Consider the following 18,928-nt stretch of genomic DNA (forward strand, 5'->3'; position numbering starts at 1 on the left):
TCGCTGAATGTAAGTTAAATTTAATACAGCTTCCCTGAATTTCAAAATCCCCTCCATACTAAAAAATGCTGATTCCCGTTTTCTATACGTCCCCTTGTCCCGGCCTGCTCACTTCTTATCTGGTTTTTCATGAGATCCATGCGATATGCCTGGCTGCTTTCAGGGCTGCTGTGGGCTTGTAACTCCTCCCAGAGAATTTATACCGCCCCGGCCATCGGCGCGGAAGCACAGTTCGATAAAGGACTGCGTCCTGAAAAACATCCCAAATACCTGTTCGACAAAAAGACGATGAAAGACATGGAACGGCAGGGCGCTGTATCCAACTACCATAGTAAAAGACGAAACACCGCCCCCACGGCCCCGGTAAAAAAGGCCGGCAGTGAATCCGTCCCCGCAGACTCCACCGCACACCCTGCAGACAGCACCGGCGCTCCCTTGCCTCAACCGGCAGACAGCGTACGCACACCGCCGGACAGCACGCACCGGTTACCGGCAGCGCTCAACAAATAACAACACCATCGACGGAATACTTCAGCCTGTCTGCATAATTTGTATGCCGTCAATCCTTTCTTAACTAGCGGGGACCCCGGCAAAATCCCTATTTTTGAAAAACAAGCCCTTCGGATGCGAAGGGACTTTATGACTGATGTATGATGAAAATGCGACTTCTATTTTTACTGTTGCTGGCAGGCTGGCAACAGGCTTCGGCCCAATCCCTGTTCATGCCGCGGAACATCCGGCAGGCATACGAGAAACAAACAAGGAGCGAAAGCGGCGCCCCCGGGCCGCGGTACTGGCAGAACAAAGCCAGCTATGATATCCGGGTGAAGTTTGAACCCGCCACCAACCTGGTATCCGGTTCCGAGACTATTGTGTATACCAACAACAGCCCCGACACATTACGCTACCTGAACTTTAAGTTGTTTGCCAACCTCTTCCAGCACGGCGCCGTTCGTAATATGGTAGTGACAGCAGAAGACCTGCATAAAGGCGTGGCCATTAAAAACGTTAAAATCAACGGCGCAGACCGCAAGGTATCAGCCGTTACCGGTACCAATATGCCCGTCGCCATAGACGACCTGGCGCCGGGTAAGCAGACGGAGATTTCGCTCGACTTTTCCTACACGCTGAACGAAAACACGCATATCCGTACCGGTACCGTAGACACCGGCGCCTACTTCCTGGCTTATTTCTTCCCGCGGGTGGCGGTATATGACGACATCAACGGATGGGACATGGTCCCCTACAGCGGCGTGACAGAATTTTACAACGACTTCAGTGATTTTAAAGTCGCCGTTACCGTTCCCGGCAACTACCAGGTGTGGGCTACCGGCGACCTGAAAAACGGGCCGGAAGTATTTTCCGATACTTACCTGCAACGGATTGCCCGGGCGGAAAAGAGCGATGGCATCGTCGATATCATTGACAGCACGGATATCCGGAAAGGGAATATCTCTCCCCGGAACCCCTTTAATACCTGGCGGTTTGAAGCATCCAACGTAGTGGATTTTGCTTTCGCCATCAGTAACCACTATTGCTGGAAGGCCACCAGCGTGGAAGTGGACCGCGCTACCAAACGCCGTACCCGGGTGGATGTGGCCTTTAATACAGCACACGCGGATTATTTCGGGGTGATCGATTACGCCCGCGCAACGGTCGACAGGATGAGCCATCATTTCCCCAAATGGCCTTTCCCATATCCGCATATTTCTGTATTCGACGGACTGGACCAGATGGAATACCCCATGATGGTGAATGACAATCCCGTTCCTGACAAGGCGGGCGCCATTGAACTGACGGACCACGAGATCTTCCATACCATGTTTCCTTTTTACATGGGCACCAATGAAACGATTTACGCATGGATGGATGAAGGCTGGGCTACCATAGGGGAGTGGCTGATCTCACCGATGATCGACTCCACGATCGTGGATAATTACGGGATGGCCAATTACAATGCTATTGCAGGCAAAGCGCAGGACCTGCCCATCATGACGCCCTCCAATCAGCAGACCGACGCGTATATGACCAACGCGTACCCCAAGCCGGCGCTGGGCTATTTGTATGTAAAAGACATGCTGGGCGACAGCCTTTTTCTAAAAGCGCTGCATCATTATATCCGCACGTGGAACGGGAAACATCCGCAGCCTTACGATTTCTTCAACTGCATGAACGCAGGCGCGGGTAAAGACATGAACTGGTTCTGGAAAAGCTGGTTCTTCGATGACGGATATCCCGACCTGGCCATAGAGAAAGTTGACCGCAACGGGCAGCGCTGTGAAATTACCGTACTGTCTAAAGGCAACAAGCCGGTACCGGTAGACCTGACGGTAACGTTTGACGACCAGACCACGCTGCAGCTGCATAAAAGCATCGCGTGCTGGGAGAAGGGAAATAAAACCGTGACCATTCCTTTCTCCACATCCAAAAAAATCAGCAAAGTAACCCTGGGAGGTACCTGGTCGGCGGACGTAAACCCGGCTGACAACGTGAAGGTATTGTAAAATAAAAGCGGCTGGTCCCCCGGGGCCAGCCGCTGTATCTTAACCTTGCGGGCATCAGCCTTTCAGGCGTTTTACCAGGTCGATGTACTCCTGCATGGCAGCTTCTTTGGACTTACCTTTCAGTGCAGCCCAGGCTTCATGCTTGGCTTTCGCCACAAAGTCGAACGGATTGGCCGGGGGATCAGTGTCCACGTCACCGGTGGAACCCTGTTTATAAAGGCTGTATAATTGCAGCAGTATCTCGTTGGACGGCTTCTCGGAGAGGGTTTTGCTTTCGGCAGCAGCTTGTTCAAATTGTGCGGTCAGGTCCATATCATTCAGGTTTTAGATCAAATAATACCCCCGAGGGGGATTTATCTCTAATATATGAAAAATTGACAATCCGCATGTAGCATGTTTATCAAAACATAATCGCCCTAAACCGCTGACTAATAAACAATTTTTAATACCTTTGCGGCCTGAAAAGGCTTAACCGGGCATTTTAACCGCCACAGGCCAGTAAATCAACATATGAAGAATATTCGCAATTTTTGTATCATTGCCCATATTGACCACGGTAAGAGTACCCTGGCCGACCGATTATTGGAATTTACCAAAACGATCTCCGATCGTGATATGCAGGCGCAGGTGCTGGACGACATGGACCTGGAAAGGGAGAAAGGCATCACCATCAAGAGCCATGCTATCCAAATGAACTACACCGCCAAAAATGGCGAAAAATATACGTTTAACCTGATCGATACCCCCGGCCACGTAGACTTTTCCTACGAGGTGTCCCGCGCGCTGGCCGCCTGTGAAGGCGCGCTGCTGCTGGTAGACGCCGCTCAGGGTATCCAGGCGCAGACCATCTCTAACCTGTACCTGGCACTGGAAAATGACCTGGAGATCATCCCGGTGATCAATAAAATTGATATGCCGGGCGCCATGATCGAAGAGGTGAAAGACCAGATCATTGAACTGATTGGCGTAAAAGATGAGGACATCCTGCTGGCATCCGGTAAAACCGGTATCGGCATCGAAGACATACTGGAGGCGATCGTGACCCGCATTCCCGGGCCGAAAGGCAGCCTGGATGCGCCGCTGCAGGCGCTGATCTTTGACAGCGTGTTCAACTCTTTCCGCGGTATCATCGCATATTTCCGCGTGTACAACGGTTCCATCAAAAAAGGAGATAAAATCAAATTCGTTAATACCGGAGAAGAATACGAAGCCGATGAAGTAGGTATCCTGAAACTGGGACTGGAGCCCCGTAAAGAGGTATTTGCCGGCGACGTGGGCTATATCATCACCGGTATCAAGAGCGCCAAGGAAGTAAAAGTAGGGGACACCATTACCCTGGCCAGCAGGCCTTGTGAAGAAGGCATCAAAGGCTTCCAGGAAGTGAAACCCATGGTATTTGCCGGTATCTTCCCGGTAGTGACCGAAGACTTCGAAGAGCTGCGCGAATGCATGGACAAACTCCAGCTCAACGACGCCTCCCTGACTTACGAACTGGAAACATCACAGGCGCTGGGCTTCGGTTTCCGTTGCGGTTTCCTCGGTATGCTCCACATGGAAATTATCCAGGAACGCCTCGAAAGAGAGTTTAACCAAACGGTGATCACCACCGTACCGAACGTGGGCTTCATCGCGCATACCACCAGGGAAGGCGTGGTGATCGTGAATAACCCGAGCGAAATGCCGGACCCCACCAAACTGGAAAGAATCGAAGAACCTTTCATCCGGGCTCAGATCATTACCAAGCCTGAATATATCGGTAACATCATGACGCTTTGCCTCGGCAAACGTGGTATCCTGCTCAACCAGAGCTACCTGACCACCACCCGTGTGGAACTCATGTTTGAATTACCGCTTACCGAGATCGTGTTCGACTTCTACGATAAGCTGAAGAGCCAGACCCGCGGTTATGCCTCTTTCGACTATACGCCGATCGGTTTCCGCGACAGCGATATCGTGAAAATGGATATCCTGCTCAACGGCGATAAAGTGGACGCCCTCAGTGCGCTGATCCACCGCAGCAGAGCGCAGGACTTCGGCCGCAAGCTTTGCGAAAAGCTGAAAGACCTGCTGCCCCGCCAGCAATTCCTGATCGCCATCCAGGCAGCGGTAGGCGCTAAAATCCTCGCCCGCGAAAACATCAGCGCCATGCGTAAAGACGTTACCGCGAAATGTTATGGCGGTGATATCTCCCGTAAACGTAAACTGCTGGAGAAACAGAAGGAAGGTAAAAAACGTATGCGCCAGATCGGTAACGTGGAAGTGCCGCAGGAAGCGTTCCTGGCCGTACTCAAGCTGGACGACTAATAGACAAATTTTAAAATTTAAGAATTTTCAGATTATAACAGCGAAGAGTCTACGGAACCTTCGCTGTTTTTATTTTCCGGAAAAGCGAAATTTTTCGTAAACTGTTTACGTGTTCGAATGTTATACCCTTTAAAACATCCATTACATGCGTAAATGGCTCAAAGTTGTGCTGATTGCAGGAGGAAGCCTCGTAGCCCTGATTATTCTGTTGTCTGTTGGACTGGCCCTGTACATTAAAGGAAATAAGGCCGCTTTTCTGAAGCAGATTACCGACCAGTTGAACGATAATATCAATGGCGAGCTGTCTGTGGAAGATATGGAACCATCTCTTTTCAGGAGCTTCCCCAACGTGTCCATTGCCCTGAAGAAAGTAGTGCTGCGCGACAGCCTGTGGCAGCAACACCATCACGCCCTGTTGGATCTCGACTATGTTTTCGTACGGGTAAACACGTTATCACTGTTACGCAAACACGTAGATGTGAAAGAAGTGTCCCTGGAGAAAGGGAACATCTACCTGTTTACCGACAGTACAGGCTATACCAATACCTCGGCGCTCACCGCCAGTAAGCCTGGCAAGAAAAAGAAAGCGTCCCGCGATGCCGATATCCGCAACATCGGCCTGTCCCAAATCACGTTTACCATCGACAACCGGCAGAAGTTTAAACTTTTCGAGCTGGATATACAACAGATGGATGGCAAGCTGAGGAGTAGCGACTCCGGTATGCACCTCGACATGCGGTCAAGCATTCTCGCCCGCAGCTTTGCTTTCAATACCAACAAAGGCAGTTACCTGAAAAACAAGACGCTGGGCCTCGACCTTTCCCTGTTTTTTAATAAGATCACCAAACAGCTGATCATCCCTGAGCAGCAGATAAAAATAGACCAGACGCCCGTACGGATAGCGGGTGTCTTTGACTTTTCGCAGAAGCCGCCGCCGTTCCGGCTGAAGATCAATGCTAACCAGGTGCTGTTGCAGGACGCGGCCTCATGGCTGTCACCGAATATCTCCGGCAAACTCGCCACCATCCACCTCACCGCGCCGCTGGACGCGGAAGCTAACCTTGAAGGACGTATGAAATTCAGGGATACTCCCCGGGTGGTGGTGACCTGGAAGACGACAAAGAACACGCTGGTGACTGCCGCCGGAGAATGGAACGACTGTAGCTTCACCGGGCGGTTCAACAATGAAGTGCTGCCTGGTGCGGGCCATAATGACGAGAACTCCGCTGTGAATATTTTCGGCCTCAGGGCCTCCCTGGGGGAAGTGCCCCTCGAGGCAGATACCATCCGGGTGGTGAACCTCAAACATCCGTTGCTGCGCGGGCATTTCCGGTCGCAGTTCCCATTGGCGCACCTCAATACGGCTGCCAGCGAGGTACCGATACTGTTCAGCGAGGGGACCGCGGCGGCCGATCTGTATTACACCGGGCCGGTATTGAAGGATGATAACACGCCATCGGCCCTGGAAGGGACGGTGCAGGTGCAGCGTGGTGGCTTTACCTACCTGCCGCGCGACCTGACATTTCATGACTGCAGCGCCACGCTTCAGTTTACCGGGCAGGACCTGCTCGTGCGTAATGTGCGTATCCAGTCGCAGAAAAGCGCCTTACAGATGGAAGGAACTATCCGTAACATGCTGAACCTGTATTTTACGGCGCCGGAGAAAATAGAGCTGGACTGGAAGATCAGGAGCGCGCTGGTAGATCTCAATGAATTCAGGAGTTTCCTCACCGCCCGCCGCAAAGGGAAAAAGGCGGCGCATAAAAAGAAGGCCAGAACGGAAAGCAGGGTAGGGCAGCAGCTCGACAAAGTGCTGGCAGCCAGCAATGTGAAAATGGACGTGGCGCTGGACAAGATCGTGTTTGAACATTTCACCGCGCAGAACGTAAAAGCGCTCATTGCGATGACGGAGTCGGACATCCAGCTTAACAAGATAGGGTTCCAGCACGCGGGCGGCACGGCCCAGGCTTCGGGCAGCGTGCATCAGCAGGGCGCCAACAACACCTTTAAAATTAACGCCAATATATCCAACGTGCATATTGCGCAACTGTTCTACGCATTCAGCAACTTCGGCATGGAGTCGCTGAAGTCCGATAACCTGCGGGGCATCGTGTCTGCCAAAGCGGATATTAAAGGCAATGTGCTGGACAACGGGGCGCTGGCGAAACACTCGTTGTTCGGCACGGTCAACTTTAACCTGCGCAACGGCGCACTGGTCAATTTCGGCCCGCTGGAAGACATCGGGGCGTTTTTGTTCCGGCGTCGCCGGCTGGACAGTATCACCATCGAAAACCTCAGCAATACCCTGCAGATACAGGGAAGCAAGATTATGATACCCCCTATGCGGATCGCCTCCAGTGCAGTGAACATCGATGTGAACGGGGTGTATGGCCTTGCCGGCGGCACCAATATCAACCTGGACGTGCCGTTGCGTAATCCCGCCAAAGATTCGGCAATCACCGATAAAGCAGAAAAACGGCGCAGGAGCAGGAAAGGGATTATCCTGCATCTCCACGCCGTTTCAGGTAGTGACGGAAAAGTAAAGATCAAACTGGGCAAAGGCGATTAAGCGCCAAAGGCCTGTTGGATATCTTCCTTAATATCATCGATATGTTCTACGCCAAGGGATATACGCAGCAGTCCCGGCTCTACGCCGGCAGCCCGTTGTTCCTCTTCGCTTAGCTGCGAGTGGGTAGTAGTGGCCGGGTGAATGATCAGCGTTTTGCTGTCGCCGACGTTCGCCAGATGGTATATTAACTGTAATGACTGTACGAATTTGTCCGCTGCTTCCTTGCCGCCTTTGATTTTAAAGCTCAGTACTCCGCCGAAGCCGTTCTGCAGGTATTTCTGCGCCAGCCCGTGGTATTTGTTGCCCGGCAGGCCGGGATAGTTGACATACTCCACCTGTGGTTGTTGCTGTAACCATTGTGCCAGTTGCAGTGCATTGTCTACCGTACGTTGCACGCGAAGCGACAGGCTTTCCAGCCCCTGCAGGAACAGGAATGAGTTCTGTGGCGCCAGCGCAGGCCCCCAGCTGCGTAAGCCGGTTACCCGCGCGCGGATGATATACGCAATGTTGCCAAACGGGCTATGGGAGCCAAATACTTCCCAGAACTTCATGCCATGGTAAGCATCATCCGGCTCGCTGAATTGTTTGAATTTACCGTTGCCCCAGTTGTAGTTGCCGCCATCCACGATGATACCGCCGATGCTGGTGCCATGCCCGCCGATCCATTTGGTAGCCGCTTCCACCACTACGTTGGCGCCATGCTCCAGGGGGCGGCAGAGATAACCGGCTGCGCCGAAAGTATTGTCTACCACCAGCGGCAGGTCGTGTTTACGGGCAATGGCGCTGAGCTTTTCAAAGTCGGGAATGGCGAAGCCCGGGTTACCGATGGTCTCCACATAAATCGCTTTTGTGTTTTCATCGATCTGTTTTTCGAAGCTCTCAGGGTTATCCAGGTCTGCAAAACGGGCTTCCACACCGATTCTTTTAAAGCTTACTTTAAACTGGTTATAGGTACCGCCATAGAGATAGGAAGAAGTCACAAAGTTATCACCCGGCAGCAGGATGTTGTGCAGCGCGATGAATTGCGCCGCCTGTCCGGATGCCACCGCCAGTGCGCCCACGCCGCCTTCCAGCGCTGCCACTCTCTTTTCAAATACGTCGGTGGTGGGGTTCATGATACGGGTGTAAATGTTCCCGAATTGCTTCAGCTCAAATAAATCGGAGGCGTGTTCCGCACTGTCGAACGTATAAGACGTTGTCTGGTAAATGGGAACTGCAGCCGATTTGGTGGTAGGGTCGGGGTTATACCCGGCATGTACCTGCAGGGTCTCAAAATGTAACTTCCTGGACATAATTTTTGGCGTTTAATAATGAAGGTAGATATTATAGTCTACAAATATAGTAGACTAATTTTGATTTCCAAATGCCTGGGGGATATAAAAAGCGGATATAAAATAATCAGTTATCTTCGGGGGATCATTTGACGATTGTTTTAGTGAACCTATGTTATTAACGATTACCACTACACGTAACCCCGCTACAGACCTCGGTTATCTGTTGCACAAACATCCGGCTAAGGTGCAGACTTTTCCGCTGACAGCCGGTGATGTACATGTTTTTTATCCGGAAGCCACCGCAGAGAAATGTACAGCAGCGCTGTTGCTGGACCTGGACCCGGTGCGGCTTACCCGTAAATCCGGCCCCGGCGGTAATGACTTTGCGCTGGAGGCGTATGTCAACGACCGGCCCTATGTGGCCTCTTCCTTTATGAGTGCCGCTATTTCACAGGCGTATTCGTCGGCCATGAACGGCCGGTGCAAAGACAAGCCTGAACTGGTAGACGTCGCCTTCCCGCTGGAGGTGGGCTTATCGGTGCTGCCTGTCAACGGTGGCGAACCGCTGCTGCGCAGCCTCTTTGAACCGCTCGGCTACGAAGTGAACGTACAGTCTTTCCCGTTAGATTCCCGGCACCCTGAATGGGGACAAAGCCGGTACTACCAGGTAACCCTGAAGAACACGCTGCCTGTATGGATGTTGCTGTCCCAGTTATATGTGCTGATCCCGGTATGCGATAACGATAAACATTATTTCGTGGGCAGCCATGAGATAGAAAAACTCATGGAAAAAGGCCGCGGCTGGCTGGAAGACCATCCGGCCAAAGAACTGATCGTTCGCCGTTACATGAAACACCTGGGACCACTTACCCGGCAGGCGCTCAATCTTATCATGAAAGACGAAGCTGCGCCAGAGGAGGTGGAAGATATGCCTGAACCAGTAGAGAAGGTACGCCTGCATGACCTTCGCCTGCAAACGGTGCGCGACCTGCTGCTGGAACACCAGGCAAGTTCCGTGGCGGACCTGGGTTGTGGTGAGGGCAAGCTGCTCCGGCTGCTGACAGAGAAGTCCGCTTTTACCCGTATTCTCGGAATGGACGTCAGTTACCGCTCACTGGAAATTGCGGGCGAAAAACTAAAGCTGGACCGCATGTCCGACAAACAACGGAAACGGCTGGAATTGATACAGGGCTCCCTGTTGTATAAAGATAAAAGGCTATCCGGTTTCGATGCCGCCACCCTGGTGGAGGTGATAGAACACCTGGACCTGCCGCGGCTGGCGGCGCTGGAGAAAGTAGTATTTGAATACGCCCGCCCGTCGCTCGTGATTATCACGACGGTAAATGCGGAGTATAACATTAAATATGAATCGCTCGCCGCGGGAACTTTCCGGCATAACGACCACCGTTTTGAGTGGACCAGACCCGAATTTGAAGCATGGGCCGCAACAGTGGCCGAACGCTTCGGGTATACCGTTACCTTCAGGCCATTGGGCGAATGGGACGACGCTGTGGGCGCTCCCAGCCAACTGGCACTGTTTACAATCGCTGCCGCATGATGACGTATACTACTTTAAAAGAACAACGGGAATACCTGCTGCTGGAGTGTATCAGCGGCAGCAAAGCCTATAACCTGCAGGTGCCTTCGTCAGACACGGACCTGAAAGGCGTTTTCATACTGCCGCAGCGGGAAGTGTACGGCATGAGCTTTACAGACCAGGTGGCCAATGAAAGCAACGATGAGGTGTACTTTGAGATTAAACGTTTCCTGGAACTGCTGGAGAAAAACAACCCGAATATCCTGGAGTTGCTGAGTACGCAGCAGGAGAACTGTCTGTTCCGTCATCCGCTGATGGACCTGGTCAAACCGGAAGATTTCCTGTCGCGCCTCTGCATGGACACTTTTGCGGGATACGCTCAAACCCAGATCAAAAGAGCGCGTGGCCTCAATAAAAAGATTAACCAATCCTTCCCGGAAACACGAAAAGACATCCTCGAGTTTTGTTATGTGGTACAGGGCAGCCAGAGCGTTCCGCTGAAACAATGGCTGGAAGCGCATCAGTTGCAGCAGGAAGATTGCGGTATTTCCCGGATCGATCATTTCCGGGATGCTTATGCGCTTTTTCACCGCTACCAGTTTCCCCGCCCTGTTAAACTGAAAGGCCTGTTCTCCGGTGCAGACGCCAACGACGTGCAGTTGAGCGCCATCCCCCAAGGCGTGGTGCCGGCGGCGATCATGCATTTTAACAAGGACGGCTATACGGTGTATTGTAAGGAGTTTGCCGCTTACTGGGACTGGGTGGAGCATCGCAATGAAGCGCGGTATCAGCATAACCAGGCACTGGGGGCCGACTACGACAGCAAACACATGATGCACACTTTCCGCCTGCTTACCATGGCAGAAGAGATAGCCCGTTACCGCGAAGTGCGGGTGTTCCGGAAAGACCGCGATTTCCTGCTGCGTATCCGTACCGGGGAATTTACTTACGACACCCTGCTGCAGATGGCAGCGGAAAAATTAACCAATATACAGGAGCTGTATGCTCAGTCAGACCTGCCGGAGCGGCCCGATCCGGCATTGACACAGCGACTGCTCATCAAGATAAGAGAAGAATTTTATGGCAAGAAGAAATAACCTCTCCCATATATCCATTCCGGAATTGTCACTGGTACTGCTGGTAGGGCCGTCAGGCGCCGGCAAGTCCACCTTTGCCCGGAAATACTTCAAACCTACGGAGATCATCTCTTCTGATGTATGCCGTGGTTTGATCAGTGATGATGAAAACAACCAGGCGGTATCGGCAGACGCATTTGAGCTGGCCCGTTTTATAGCGGCCAAACGCCTCAAACACGGACTGCTCACCGTTATTGACGCTACCAACGTACAATCCGAAAGCCGTAGGGACTGGATCAGGCTGGCCCGGGAATATCATGTGCTGCCGGTGGCCATCGTACTGAACCTGCCGGAAGAAGTGTGCAGTAAAAGAAACAGGGACCGCCCGGACCGCAACTTCGGCGGACATGTGATCCCGCAGCAGATCAGTCAGCTGAAGCGCAACCTGCGTCATCTGAAGGAAGAAGGCTTCCGCCAGGTATATGAGCTGCGCTCAGAAGAAGACGTGACCATGCTGGAAACCATCTCCCGTACACCTTTATATAACAATAAAAGAGAAGAGCACGGACCGTTTGATATCATCGGCGACGTACACGGTTGCTACGATGAACTGTGCATGCTGCTGGAGCAACTGGGCTATGGCATCGACCGTGAACATGCCGAACTGATAAGCGCTCCGCAGACGACTAACGAAGACGGTTACACGCGTACACGCAAACCGGTGTTTGTGGGCGACCTGGTAGACAGAGGTCCGGCCTCGCCGCAGGTATTGCGCCTGGTGATGAATATGGTGAACAACGGCGCGGCATTGTGTGTGCCTGGTAACCATGATGCCAAGCTGCTTAAATGGCTCAACGGCAAACAGGTGCAGCTGAAACACGGACTGGAAAAGACTGTGGAGCAACTGGGCGCAGAGCCGCCGGAGTTCCTGGAAAGCATCAAAACGTTTATCGACGGATTAATCAGTCACTATGTACTGGACGACGGTAAGCTGGTGGTGGCCCATGCCGGCCTGAAAGAAAGTATGCAGGGCCGCGGTTCCGGCGCTGTACGGGAGTTCTGTATGTATGGCGAAACAACGGGAGAGATCGACGAGTTCGGCCTGCCGGTACGCTATAACTGGGCACTGGAATATAAAGGCAAAGCTATGGTAGTATACGGGCATACGCCGGTGCCGCAGGCGCAGTGGCTGAACCGTACCATAGATATAGACACCGGCTGCGTTTTCGGCGGCAGCCTTACCGCGTTGCGTTACCCGGAGAAAGAACTGGTATCAGTGCCGGCGCTGCAGCAGTACGCTGTACCGGCGCGTCCCATCGGCTATAACGCCGACAGCAGCCTGAGTGTACAGCAGCAGTACGATGGCGTGCTGGACATTGCGGACTTCATCGGTAAAAAAATAGTCAACACCCGTTACAGCCATAGTATCACTATCCGCGAGGAAAACAGTATCGCGGCGCTGGAGGTGATGAGCCGCTTTGCGATCAATCCCCGCTGGATGATTTACCTGCCGCCGACCATGTCGCCGGTGGAGACTTCCACTTTACCCGGTTTGCTGGAACATCCCGAAGGAGGGCTGCAGTATTTCCGGGATACGGGCGTGGACAAAGTGGTGTGTGAAGAGAAACACATGGGATCGCGTGCCATCGTGGTGGTATGCCGTAATGAGGACGTGGCCCGTGACCGTTTTGGGGTAGACGGGGAAGGCATCGGGGTAGTGTATACCCGTACCGGCCGCAGTTTCTTTGCGGACAAAGGGCTGGAGCAGGCTTTCCTTGCGCGGGTAAATACAGCGCTGGAAAGTTCAGGTTTCTACAACGATTTCCAGTCCGACTGGGTATGCCTGGACTGTGAGCTGATGCCCTGGAGCGCCAAAGCACAGGCGTTGCTGCAGCAACAGTACGCCGCCGTGGGAGCGGCTGCCGGTCACGCGTTGCCGGCCGTGACAGCCGCCCTGGAACAGGCCGTCCGCAACAATGTTCCTGCTCAGCTGTTATTGGAGAAGTACCGCAGCCGCCAGCAGCAGGTATCGGATTATGTGGCCGCCTACCGTCAGTATTGCTGGCCGGTTCACCGGCTGGAAGACTATAAGCTGGCGCCGTTCCATATTATGGCCACAGAGGGGAAGACCTTTTTCGACAAAGACCACGAGTGGCATATGACGCATATCCGCAAAATCTGTGAGGCGGAGCCGGAACTGTTGCTGGCCACCGCTTACCGGGTGGTGCAGATCGGAGATCCGGAAAGTGAGCTGGCCGCGGTACAGTGGTGGGAGCAACTCACCGCCGCCGGAGGCGAGGGAATGGTGATGAAGCCTTATAGCTTCCTGACCAAAGATGCGCGGGGATTGGTACAGCCGGCTGTAAAGGTGCGCGGCAAAAATTATCTCCGTATTATTTATGGTCCGGAATACGATGCGCCGGAGAACCTGGCAAGACTGCGTTCCCGCGGGCTGGGGGCCAAACGTTCGCTGGCGCTGAGAGAATTTGCACTGGGCCTGGAAGGGCTGGAAAGATTTGTAGGCAAGGAGCCACTGCAAATGGTGCATCAGTGCGTTTTCGGTATCTTAGCGCTCGAAAGTGAACCGGTAGACCCCCGGTTGTAATCCGTTACTATTACATTAAACAAAGAAGTATATGAAAGCCATAGCCGTATCTGAATTTAAAGGTATCCCAACTTTGATGGATTTGCCCAAACCCGCCGTAAGGCCCGGTACAGTACTTGTGAAGGTACAGGCAGCGGGTATCAATCCCTTCGACTGGAAAATGATTGACGGGATCATGAATAATGGAAAAACACCGCATCAGTTTCCGCTGATCATGGGAGTAGACGGCGCCGGCGTGATAGAAGAAGTAGGAGAAGGGGTGACGCATTTTAAGAAAGGAGACCTTGTATATGGGCAGTTCATACATATGCCGATAGGCGAAGGCTCTTATGCGGAATACGCCATTGTCCCGGAGAAAGCCGGGCTTACCATGGCGCCGATGAGAATCAGTCCTGAGGAAGCGGCGGCAGTGCCTACCTCCGGTATGACAGCCCTGCAGTTGATAGACAAACTGAAACTGCAGAAAGGCGATGTGGTGCTGATCAACGGCGCTACCGGCGGCGTGGGTTCCTTTGCCACGCAGATAGCCGCTGCAAAGGGCCTGAAGGTGATCGCCACCGTAGGGGATGAAGCGGACGCCAAAAGGATGCATCAGCTGGGAGCGGCCGTTACCGTCAACTATAAAAAGGCGCCGCTGGCCGACCAGGTGAAGGCGAAGTTCCCGCAGGGCATCGATGGGCTGATTGATATGGTGAGTGATAAAGCCGGGTTTGAAAACAACCTGCAGCTGGTAAAAGAAGGGGGCGGGGCGTTTACCACATTGTTTGTGGCGGACGACGAAGCGCTGAAAGCGCGGAACCTGCATGGCGGCAATTTTGAAACAGAAGGAGGCCCGGCAGCACTGGACCAGCTGTCCCGCCTGATAGACCAGGGCCAGATCAAAGTGCCGGTGGAGAACAGGATCAGACTGGAAGATGTGCCAGCCGCTATTGCTGCCAGCCGGGAAGGAAGGGCCAGCGGCAAGACTGTGATCATTATGTAATGACTGACTGGTTACCATAAAAGAAAAAGCAGTGTAGGGATGCTACACTGCTTTTTTTGTATACCAGGGTGATGGTTATTTCACCGGCACTGTCGCTTTAAATATTTCCACGTTGCCGGAGGTAGTGATCTCATAACTTTCGCCGTAGGCGGCCATTACGCACTGGCCTTTGTGAAGGTCCAGCGTGTCGGAGCCTTTGATGGTGGCCGCGCCGCTCATGACGATCATGATTTCGGCAGCTTTGGTGGTGTACGTGTACACTTGTCCTGCGCTGATATTGATTTTGCTTACGACGAAGTCGGGAGCGGGCGTAGGATAGATTTTTTCCAGTCCGCCGGAAATGCTGTCACCGGTGAGCACTTTCGGATGTACCGCTTCAAAGCGGGTATGCTTCAGCAGTTCCGGCACATCAATGTGTTTGGGGGTGAGGCCGCCGCGCAGTACGTTGTCTGAATTGGCCATCAGTTCCACGTTCTGACCTTCGAGGTACGCGTGCGGGATGCCTGCGTCCTGGAACACGGCTTGTCCGGGTTGCACATGCATGATGTTGAAGAAGTAAATGGAGAAGATGCCCCTGTCGAGGTTATCGGCGCCATTCGGATCGTTGAGCACCGCGCGGGCTGCCCAGAACGCGGGATCCGATTTAGATAGTTTGCCGGCTCTATAGTCCGGTATGAGGCGGTCTGTCAGCGGGCGCAGGATAATGTTGGCCAGCGCCTGCGGCATTTCCATTACGCTTTTATACAGACCATAGTAGCCTTCTTTTTCGTATATGCCTACCAGTGAGGTAAACTCGGGAGTGTCCAGCAGTACCTGTTGCAGTTTGTCTTCCGGCAGGAAACCGTGCAGCAGCCAGAATTCGCTGAGGGCCACCATGATTTCCGGTTTGTGGTTGGCGTCTTTATAATTACGGTGAGGTGCGTTGAGCGGAATGCCGGCAGCGTTTTCGCGGGCGAATCCTTTTTCTGCCTCTTCCTTGGTAGGGTGCACCTGGATAGACAGCATATCTTTTACGTCCAGTATTTTAAAGAGGTAGGGTAGTTCCCGGAACTGTTGCCATACCTGCGGTCCTACGATGCCTGCCGGGTCCTGCTGTATCAGTTCATTCATGGGCACCGGGCCATTGCTGGTGGTAATAGCGGAAGGTGCGCTTGGATGTGCGCCCATCCAGTATTCTGCACTGGGTTTTTCTGATGGGGCTATTCCCAGCAAAGCAGGGATGTAGGTAGATCCGCCCCAGGCATAATGCTGAATCTTTCCATCCAGTCTGAATAATTTCATAAAGACGATTTACGGGTTTATGGTTTTGACGGTGGTATGCGCCGTTCGCATGCGTAGTATGGATATTACGACAGCGGGCGGTGGCAACCAAGTGCAAATTACTGTCAAATTCTCCAGATTTTTAAGTCCTGCATCGCTAAATAGTTGAAAAACAAACGACTGACACAGGAAATTAAGTATCTTGGAGGAAGTTGTTTGTTAAATCATTTCCCCGATGCACCCACAGGAAACAGGGCGGGAAGGTGAAAGGATTGCGCAGGAATATGTGCGCCGCTTTTGTACCATCCGCCATACCAATTGGAAATGCGGCCGAAAAGAGATTGATATTATTGCCGAAAACGGCGGTACCGTCTTTTTTATTGAAGTCAAAGCCAGGAACGGTGACCGTTTCGGTTGGCCGGAGGAGGCGGTAGACCGCAGGAAGCAGGCGCATATACAGCTGGTGGCCGCGGCCTACCTCGAGCATTTCCATCTTTACCCGGAGGCGGTCCGCTTTGATATTATTGCTGTTACGTTTACTGCAGCAGGGCATGAGCTGTTGCATCTGCGGGATGTGTTCTGATATACAGATGGAGGGATATGTTGATGCAGGGTTCGGTTTACATCGATTGCATGATGTTACAATCCCGGATTCCGTTGGATGGATCGGTTGGTTTACATCGATTGCATGAAAATACGGACCTGAGTTCCGGATGGCTGACCGGCTGTGCAACCCCATTGGGCGTGTTTTAGCAACGTATTGCGTTAACTAATACTTAACAAAATAAACACTTATAATCTATGTTTAATAAAAAGATATTTTATATCTTTGCCGTGCAAAAAAAATGACCCCTGTGATGTAATCACAAACCCGTTTAAAACCGGGTCAGCTATCATAATCATCTCCCTGGAAAAACTCCGTACAACACCTTTGATGGTATTGTTCATCATAAAAAATTATTATTATGAACTTATGGAGCCTGATAGTATTTATTCAACAGACAGTAGGAGCGGTAGCGATCAACAGCAGCTTACCATGCAGGATCATTCAGGAACAGCCGTATAGCAGGCGCCTCTTTGTGCAGATGGAAGCAGTGGAAGGAGAAGAGAACCTGTTACTGACAATTTCAGACAATCATCACTCACCTGTGCGCATGATCCCTATTGCGCCAAACAGTCTGCCAGCGGGGCAACTGGTATGTCTGACCGGATTATCAGCCGGAGAATATATTGCCCGTGTAACCGTGGCCGGAAGGGTCGCAGAGAAAAAAATCGAAATAAGACAGTAAAGCTGTCTTAATGCTTTCGGGAGTCATATGGATTTAGGGATTTTTTGATTTACGGATTTTTTGATTTTGGGGAGTTTAATTTTTCTTACCCGAAATCAAAAAATCCGTAAATCAAAAAATCCCTAAATTATTTTACTGCCACAGGCCGGTGTAGTTATGCGGCGTAATGGCTTTCAGTTCCTTTTTCAGCGCTGCGCTGATTTTCAGGCCATCAATGAATTTATGCATGCTCTTCTGGGTGATGTGTTCACCGCCACGGGTCAGCTCTTTCAGCGCTTCATATGGCTGCGGGTAGTTCTCGCGGCGCAATACGGTCTGAATAGCTTCTGCTACCACGGCCCAGTTGTTTTCCAGGTCTTCTTTCAGCTTCGCTTCATTGAGGATCAGTTTATCCAGTCCTTTCTGAATGGACTTCGTGGCCAGCAGCGTATGGCCGAAAGGCACGCCCACGTTACGGAGCACGGTGGAGTCGGTGAGATCGCGCTGTAGGCGGGAAATCGGCAGTTTAGCGCTCAGGTGCTCAAACACAGCGTTGGCGATACCGAGGTTACCTTCAGCGTTCTCAAAATCGATCGGGTTTACTTTGTGGGGCATCGCGGAGGACCCTACTTCATTCTTTTTTATTTTCTGTTTGAAGTAATCCATGGAGATGTAAGTCCACACGTCGCGGCAGAAGTCGATCAGGATATTGTTCACCCGTTTGAGGGCATCAAACTGGGCGGCGATGTTATCGTAATGTTCAATCTGGGTGGTATACTTCATCCTTTGCAGGCCGAGGGTATTGTTTACAAATTTCTCCCCGAATTTTTCCCAGTTGATTTTAGGGAAAGCTACAGTGTGAGCGTTGAAGTTACCGGTAGCGCCGCCGAATTTGGCAGCGAACGGAATTTCGCCCAGCAGTTTGATTTGTCCTTCGAGGCGTTCTACAAACACCAGTATTTCCTTTCCCAGGATGGTGGGAGATGCGGGTTGACCGTGGGTGCGGGCCAGCATGGGCACTTTCATCCAGGATTCGCCCAGCTTTCTGAGGGCCAGTACCAGGTTGGCCAGTGCAGGCATGTACACATGTTCAACAGCATCTTTCCACAACAGCGGGGTAGCGGTGTTGTTCACGTCCTGAGAGGTCAGACCAAAGTGTACCCACTCCAGCTTGTCTTCCAGGCCGAGGTTCTTCAGCTCATTTTTCAGGAAGTACTCCACTGCCTTCACGTCGTGGTTGGTGATTTTCTCGGTGTCTTTGATCAGCTGCGCATGCTCAATGGTAAACTCCTGGTAGATTTTGCGCAGGGAAGCGAATTTGGCCTTGGGTAAGGTAAACAGCTTCTGTTCAGACAGCGCAATAAAATATTCCACCTCTACCATCACACGGTAACGGATCAACGCAAATTCGGAAAAATAGCCCGCAAGCTCGTCCAGTTGCTTGCGATAGCGCCCATCCAGCGGGGAAATGGCAGTTAATGGTTGTAGTTGCATAATATATATGTATTCCAGTTTTTACAAAAAAGCCTGCGGGAAAAACAAGTCCGCC

General features: G+C 52.2%; 14 protein-coding genes. 10 read left to right on the plus strand and 4 right to left on the minus strand.

The window, feature by feature from the left end; genetic code table 11:
• The first annotated feature begins 129 nt into the window (after positions 1–129).
• Both HF324_RS17125 and HF324_RS17130 read left to right on the plus strand, forming a co-directional pair.
• The gene (locus HF324_RS17125; RefSeq protein WP_168803632.1) at positions 130–510 is read left to right on the plus strand and encodes a hypothetical protein; all 381 of its coding nucleotides are present in this window, start codon (positions 130–132) and stop codon (positions 508–510) included.
• Between the two features lie 149 nt (positions 511–659).
• Complete coding sequence (locus tag HF324_RS17130; protein ID WP_246269576.1) at positions 660–2,504, plus strand: M1 family metallopeptidase; 1,845 nt, start codon at positions 660–662, stop codon at positions 2,502–2,504.
• Between the two features lie 54 nt (positions 2,505–2,558).
• Here HF324_RS17130 and HF324_RS17135 read toward each other — a convergent pair whose 3' ends face one another.
• The gene (locus tag HF324_RS17135) at positions 2,559–2,816 is read right to left on the minus strand and encodes an acyl-CoA-binding protein (protein WP_168803634.1); all 258 of its coding nucleotides are present in this window, start codon (positions 2,814–2,816) and stop codon (positions 2,559–2,561) included.
• A gap of 198 nt (positions 2,817–3,014) precedes the next feature.
• Here HF324_RS17135 and lepA point away from each other — a divergent pair, with 198 nt between their 5' ends.
• Positions 3,015–4,808 carry a translation elongation factor 4 gene (lepA, locus tag HF324_RS17140; RefSeq protein ID WP_168860332.1) on the plus strand — a complete coding sequence of 598 codons (1,794 nt, stop codon included), beginning with the start codon at positions 3,015–3,017 and terminating at the stop codon, positions 4,806–4,808.
• Between the two features lie 145 nt (positions 4,809–4,953).
• Positions 4,954–7,377: an AsmA family protein gene (locus HF324_RS17145; RefSeq protein WP_168803635.1), complete on the plus strand. Its 2,424-nt coding sequence runs from the start codon at positions 4,954–4,956 to the stop codon at positions 7,375–7,377.
• Here the strand turns inward: HF324_RS17145 and HF324_RS17150 are convergent.
• Positions 7,374–8,669 (minus strand): O-acetylhomoserine aminocarboxypropyltransferase/cysteine synthase family protein, encoded by a 1,296-nt coding sequence (locus HF324_RS17150; RefSeq protein WP_168803636.1) that lies wholly within the window; start codon positions 8,667–8,669, stop codon positions 7,374–7,376. The genes HF324_RS17145 and HF324_RS17150 overlap by 4 nt on opposite strands.
• 151 nt (positions 8,670–8,820) lie before the next feature.
• On the opposite strand from HF324_RS17150, the gene HF324_RS17155 reads away from it, so the two are divergent.
• Genes HF324_RS17155 through HF324_RS17170 form a run of 4 tightly spaced genes read left to right on the plus strand, consistent with a single transcriptional unit; the run spans position 8,821 to position 14,851 of the window.
• Positions 8,821–10,209: a 3' terminal RNA ribose 2'-O-methyltransferase Hen1 gene (locus HF324_RS17155; RefSeq protein ID WP_168860333.1), complete on the plus strand. Its 1,389-nt coding sequence runs from the start codon at positions 8,821–8,823 to the stop codon at positions 10,207–10,209.
• The gene (locus HF324_RS17160; RefSeq protein ID WP_246269577.1) at positions 10,206–11,285 is read left to right on the plus strand and encodes a DNA polymerase beta superfamily protein; all 1,080 of its coding nucleotides are present in this window, start codon (positions 10,206–10,208) and stop codon (positions 11,283–11,285) included. The genes HF324_RS17155 and HF324_RS17160 overlap by 4 nt, the downstream gene beginning before the upstream one ends.
• Complete coding sequence (locus HF324_RS17165; RefSeq protein ID WP_168803638.1) at positions 11,269–13,869, plus strand: polynucleotide kinase-phosphatase; 2,601 nt, start codon at positions 11,269–11,271, stop codon at positions 13,867–13,869. Before HF324_RS17160 ends, HF324_RS17165 begins: the two co-directional genes overlap by 17 nt.
• A 31-nt stretch (positions 13,870–13,900) precedes the next feature.
• Positions 13,901–14,851, plus strand: coding sequence for an NADP-dependent oxidoreductase (locus tag HF324_RS17170; protein WP_168803639.1), 951 nt, complete (start codon positions 13,901–13,903; stop codon positions 14,849–14,851).
• 75 nt (positions 14,852–14,926) lie between these two features.
• Here HF324_RS17170 and manA read toward each other — a convergent pair whose 3' ends face one another.
• Complete coding sequence (gene manA / locus HF324_RS17175) at positions 14,927–16,132, minus strand: mannose-6-phosphate isomerase, class I (protein WP_246269579.1); 1,206 nt, start codon at positions 16,130–16,132, stop codon at positions 14,927–14,929.
• 214 nt (positions 16,133–16,346) lie between these two features.
• Here manA and HF324_RS17180 point away from each other — a divergent pair, with 214 nt between their 5' ends.
• On the plus strand, positions 16,347–16,694 hold the full coding sequence (locus HF324_RS17180; RefSeq protein ID WP_168803640.1) for a YraN family protein: 348 nt from the start codon (positions 16,347–16,349) through the stop codon (positions 16,692–16,694).
• Between the two features lie 382 nt (positions 16,695–17,076).
• Positions 17,077–17,400, plus strand: coding sequence for a hypothetical protein (locus tag HF324_RS17185; protein ID WP_168803641.1), 324 nt, complete (start codon positions 17,077–17,079; stop codon positions 17,398–17,400).
• Between the two features lie 132 nt (positions 17,401–17,532).
• On the opposite strand, the gene purB is transcribed toward HF324_RS17185, so the two are convergent.
• Entirely contained in the window at positions 17,533–18,873 is a 1,341-nt protein-coding gene (gene purB, locus HF324_RS17190) for an adenylosuccinate lyase (RefSeq protein WP_168860334.1), read from the minus strand.
• Between the last annotated feature and the right edge of the window lie 55 nt (positions 18,874–18,928).

The sequence above is a fragment of the Chitinophaga oryzae genome (genome assembly GCF_012516375.2).
GTDB lineage: Bacteria > Bacteroidota > Bacteroidia > Chitinophagales > Chitinophagaceae > Chitinophaga > Chitinophaga oryzae.

Excerpts from the sequence above, each read along its gene's own strand:
- HF324_RS17165 (WP_168803638.1), top strand. The coding sequence starts at position 11,269 with ATGGCAAGAAGAAATAACCTCTCCCATATATCCATTCCGGAATTGTCA.
- HF324_RS17170 (WP_168803639.1), top strand. The coding sequence starts at position 13,901 with ATGAAAGCCATAGCCGTATCTGAATTTAAAGGTATCCCAACTTTGATG.
- HF324_RS17185 (WP_168803641.1), top strand. The coding sequence starts at position 17,077 with ATGAACTTATGGAGCCTGATAGTATTTATTCAACAGACAGTAGGAGCG.
- HF324_RS17155 (WP_168860333.1), top strand. The coding sequence starts at position 8,821 with ATGTTATTAACGATTACCACTACACGTAACCCCGCTACAGACCTCGGT.
- purB (WP_168860334.1), bottom strand. The coding sequence starts at position 18,873 with ATGCAACTACAACCATTAACTGCCATTTCCCCGCTGGATGGGCGCTAT.
- HF324_RS17160 (WP_246269577.1), top strand. The coding sequence starts at position 10,206 with ATGATGACGTATACTACTTTAAAAGAACAACGGGAATACCTGCTGCTG.
- HF324_RS17150 (WP_168803636.1), bottom strand. The coding sequence starts at position 8,669 with ATGTCCAGGAAGTTACATTTTGAGACCCTGCAGGTACATGCCGGGTAT.
- HF324_RS17135 (WP_168803634.1), bottom strand. The coding sequence starts at position 2,816 with ATGGACCTGACCGCACAATTTGAACAAGCTGCTGCCGAAAGCAAAACC.
- HF324_RS17130 (WP_246269576.1), top strand. The coding sequence starts at position 660 with ATGCGACTTCTATTTTTACTGTTGCTGGCAGGCTGGCAACAGGCTTCG.
- HF324_RS17125 (WP_168803632.1), top strand. The coding sequence starts at position 130 with ATGAGATCCATGCGATATGCCTGGCTGCTTTCAGGGCTGCTGTGGGCT.
- HF324_RS17145 (WP_168803635.1), top strand. The coding sequence starts at position 4,954 with ATGCGTAAATGGCTCAAAGTTGTGCTGATTGCAGGAGGAAGCCTCGTA.
- lepA (WP_168860332.1), top strand. The coding sequence starts at position 3,015 with ATGAAGAATATTCGCAATTTTTGTATCATTGCCCATATTGACCACGGT.
- manA (WP_246269579.1), bottom strand. The coding sequence starts at position 16,132 with ATGAAATTATTCAGACTGGATGGAAAGATTCAGCATTATGCCTGGGGC.
- HF324_RS17180 (WP_168803640.1), top strand. The coding sequence starts at position 16,347 with ATGCACCCACAGGAAACAGGGCGGGAAGGTGAAAGGATTGCGCAGGAA.